The 3,379-nt window shown below is 70.0% G+C and carries 5 protein-coding genes; 3 read left to right on the top strand and 2 right to left on the bottom strand.

The features are described from left to right. The coding region (locus FNH05_RS34990; RefSeq protein ID WP_144593132.1) for a dihydrolipoamide acetyltransferase family protein at positions 1-693 on the top strand (693 nt) is incomplete at its 5' end. A 33-nt stretch (positions 694-726) separates the two neighbouring features. Here the strand turns inward: FNH05_RS34990 and zwf are convergent. Together zwf and FNH05_RS34980 are read right to left on the bottom strand one after the other, a co-directional pair. Beyond that, positions 727-2,124 (bottom strand): glucose-6-phosphate dehydrogenase, encoded by a 1,398-nt coding sequence (gene zwf / locus FNH05_RS34985; RefSeq protein ID WP_144593131.1) that lies wholly within the window; start codon positions 2,122-2,124, stop codon positions 727-729. 128 nt (positions 2,125-2,252) lie between these two features. Beyond that, positions 2,253-2,441, bottom strand: coding sequence for a hypothetical protein (locus tag FNH05_RS34980; RefSeq protein WP_222426806.1), 189 nt, complete (start codon positions 2,439-2,441; stop codon positions 2,253-2,255). A 149-nt stretch (positions 2,442-2,590) separates the two neighbouring features. Here FNH05_RS34980 and FNH05_RS38550 point away from each other — a divergent pair, with 149 nt between their 5' ends. Next, positions 2,591-2,986 carry an SRPBCC family protein gene (locus FNH05_RS38550; protein WP_186382896.1) on the top strand — a complete coding sequence of 132 codons (396 nt, stop codon included), beginning with the start codon at positions 2,591-2,593 and terminating at the stop codon, positions 2,984-2,986. Positions 2,987-3,108: 122 nt separating this feature from the next. Continuing rightward, a partial coding sequence (locus FNH05_RS34970; RefSeq protein ID WP_246128131.1) for a helix-turn-helix transcriptional regulator occupies positions 3,109-3,379 on the top strand: 271 nt, incomplete at its 3' end.

The following is a 3,379-nucleotide window of genomic DNA, read 5'->3' as shown; positions in this document are numbered from 1 at the left end:
GGTCCGGACACCGAAGAAATCCCGCTGACCCGGGTGCGGCGACTCACCGCGGAACGCCTCGCCGCCAGTGCGCAGCAGGCACCGCACTTCTTTCTCACCCGCACCGTGGACGCCGACGCGCTACTGGCCTTCCGCGTCCAGGTCAACCGCGACCTCGCGGACGCCGGAATCCGGGTCAGCATCACCGACCTGCTGGTCAAGGCCTGCGCGCGGGCCCTCACCGCGCATCCGGAGGTCAATTCCTCCTGGGCAGGCACGCGGCTGCTGCGCCACCACCGCGTGCACGTCGGTATCGCGGTCGCGGTGGACGACGGGCTGATCGTCCCGGTCATCCATGACGCCGACCGCAGGACCCTGTCCCAGATCAGCCGCGAGGCCCGCGACCTCGCCGACCGCGCCCGCAACGGGCGGGTGTCGGTGGACGAGATCACCGGCGGCACCTTCACCATCAGCAATCTCGGCATGTACGGCATCGACCAGTTCACCGCCGTGATCAACCCGCCCGAGGCCGCCATCCTGGCTGTCGGCGCCGCCGCCCCCGGCCCCGTCGTCCGCGACGGCCGGCTCACGGTCGCCGCCACGATGACGCTGACGCTTTCGATCGACCACCGCGTCCTCGACGGCGCCGGCGGCGCCCGGTTCCTCGCCGATCTGGCAGTGCTGCTGGAACACCCCACCCGGATCGTGCTCTGAGCCCATGCCACACCCGCCCGCGGGGCGAGGCGATCACGTGCCCGGCTGACAACAGCGCCAGCCACCATGACGCCGGACCACGGCGTTCGCCTGGTCCGGCCCCCAGGAGCCACGCGGGTAGGGCAGCGGCGGTTGTGACACGGCCAGGGCGGGCTCGACGATCCGCCACGCCTGCTCCACGGCGTCCTGCCGGGCGAACCGGGAAGGGTCGCCGTCCAACGCGTCGTCGAGCAACTGCTCGTAGGCGGCAGGGCCTTCGCCCAGCGTCTCGGCCTCCGACATGGTCAGCGCCACCGGTTCGCTGACCAGACGGCTGCCCGGCACCTTGGCCTGCAGGTGCAGGGTGATCCGGCCGTCGGGCGTGACCCGGAACCGCAGCTGGTTGGGGCCCGGCCGGGCCGGATCGGCTTCGGCGAACAACAAGCGGGGTGGCTCACGGAATTCCACGATCGCCTCGGTGACCGTGCACGGCAGTGACTTGCCGGACCGCAGGCAGAACGGCACTCCCGCCCACCGCCAGGAGTCGATCTCCAGCCGCAGTGCGGCGAAGGTCTCCGTGCGCGAGTCGTCCGCCACCCCGGCTTCGTCCCGGTAACCCACATACTGGCCGCGCACCAGGTGCCCGGGATCCACGGCACGGGTCGCGGTGAGCACCTTGACCTTCTCGTCCCGCAGCGCGCCGGGATCGGCCGACACCGGCGGCTCCATCGCCAGCAGGGCCACCAACTGCAGCAGGTGGTTCTGCACCACGTCCCGCACGGTCCCGACCCGGTCGTAGAACGCGCCCCGCCCCTCCACCCCGAACGACTCCGCCATGGTCAACTGCACCTGGGCCACGTAGTTGCGGTTCCAGAGCGGCTCCAGGACCGTGTTGGCGAAGCGCGTGACCAGCACGTTCTGCACCGGTTCCTTGCCGAGGAAATGATCGATCCGGAAGATGTCCGCCTCGGCGAACACCTCGTGCAGGCAGGCGTTGAGGTGCCGCGCGGTGCCCAGATCCCGGCCGAAGGGTTTCTCCACGACCACCCGGCCTCCCCGGTGCAACCCCGCCGAGCGCAACCCCGTCACCACGTTCTCGAACAGATCCGGCGGGATCGCCAGGTAGAACACCGGTGCCCGGCACCCTTCCAGGGACACCGCCAGCCGGTGGTACAGCTCCGGATCCCGGTAGTCACCCGGCACGTAGCCGACCCGTCCGGCAAGCTCACCGAGTACGGCGTCATCCACCGTCTCGCCGGCGGCTTCCGCCGCCGAACGGATCCGGTCGCGGAACCGGTCGGCAGTCCAGACCCGCGCCGCGGTCCCCACCACCCGGATGCCCTTCAACCGGCCGCGGCACGCAAGCCGGTACACGCTGGGCAGCAACTTCCGGCGGGCGAGGTCGCCGGAAGCCCCGAACAGCACCAGCGCATCCCCACGGAGCGACACCATCGCCGTCTCCCCACTTCCTTCGCCCTGCCGGGCACCTTCGTGGTGACGCAACACCCGGGTCCAGTATCCACCCGCCGAAGGCGCCGGACAGGTGACACGACAACCCGCCGCCTCGGGGGGCGCCGCCATCAACGGCTGCGGGCAGTGACCGCGACGGCGGGCAGGATGGCCAGCGCGAGGATTCCGCAGGCCAGGGCCAGGACCGGGTAGCTGGTTGCGACGGTCACGATTCCGGAGGCGAGGCCGCCGGTGGCACCGGCGATGGCGATGGAAACGTCGACCAGGCCCTGGGTTTTGGTGCGGGCGGCCAGGGGCACGGTACCACGGCGGACACTTCCCCGGCCTGGAACAACCCGATCTGCTGGTGTCCGAGATCAGGGGCGCCTTTCGGCGGCTGCGGGACCGGCCCGCCATTCCCTGAGCCCATATTCAGCATCGATTTCTTCTGAACGGGGGGGGGAGAACCGTGCCCTACAGCTATATCGTGAAGGCGAATTCACGGGCGAAGCCGAGCGCCGTCTACGCGGCCCTCATCCATGCGGGCACCTGGCCGTTGTGGTCACCGATCGACAGTGCGGAGATCGAAGGCGGCGGTGATCCGGACCAAGAGCAGGAAGTCGGCGAGACACGGGTGTTCCGCACCGGCCGGGCGGTCGAGGTCTACCGGTCGTACAAGGGTGGGATCACTCTGGCCGAGGTCGATTCGCACGAGTCCTACCGGCAGCCGCACCCGCTCGTCCGCGCATCACTGTGGGAGATCTCTTCACCGGGCGGGACCGGCTTCGTCGCCGCCGGTCGAGTACGTGTTTCCCGGCACTCTCTCGAAGGTGTGGAACTGGAACTACTGTTTTTCGCCCTGTGATCGCCGCGGTTTCCGCGATGCGGGTGAACGGAATGAAACGGATATACCGGATTTCCGATGGTGGTCGGATCGGGCCGAGGGGCAGCGTTCCGCACCGCACAACCTGCGGGTTGAATGGGATTGTGTGCGAGCGAGGTGGGACGGCGACGGACGAGCAGGAGGGCGGGCCCTCGGCCTTCGGGAAGTTGTTGTTCGAGCACCGGCGCGCGGCGGGGTTGTCGCAGGTGGAGCTGGCTCGGGCCTCGGGCGTGAGCGTCCGTGCGTTGCGGGATCTGGAGCGGGGCCGCGCGCAGGCGGCGCAGCAGCGATCGGCCGAGTTGCTGGCGGATGCGCTGGGGTTGGCTGCGGGGACACGGGAGGTTTTCCTGGAGGTGGCGCGGGACCGGCGTCGCC

The sequence above is a fragment of the Amycolatopsis rhizosphaerae genome (genome assembly GCF_007713715.1).
In the GTDB taxonomy this organism is placed as follows: Bacteria; Actinomycetota; Actinomycetes; order Mycobacteriales; family Pseudonocardiaceae; genus Amycolatopsis_E; species Amycolatopsis_E rhizosphaerae.
Note: the sequence above shows the minus strand (reverse complement) of the source record. Positions and strands in the feature narration are given on the sequence as shown.

Coding starts and splice junctions, on each gene's coding strand:
- zwf (WP_144593131.1), bottom strand. CDS start 2,124: ATGGTGTCGCTCCGTGGGGATGCGCTGGTGCTGTTCGGGGCTTCCGGC.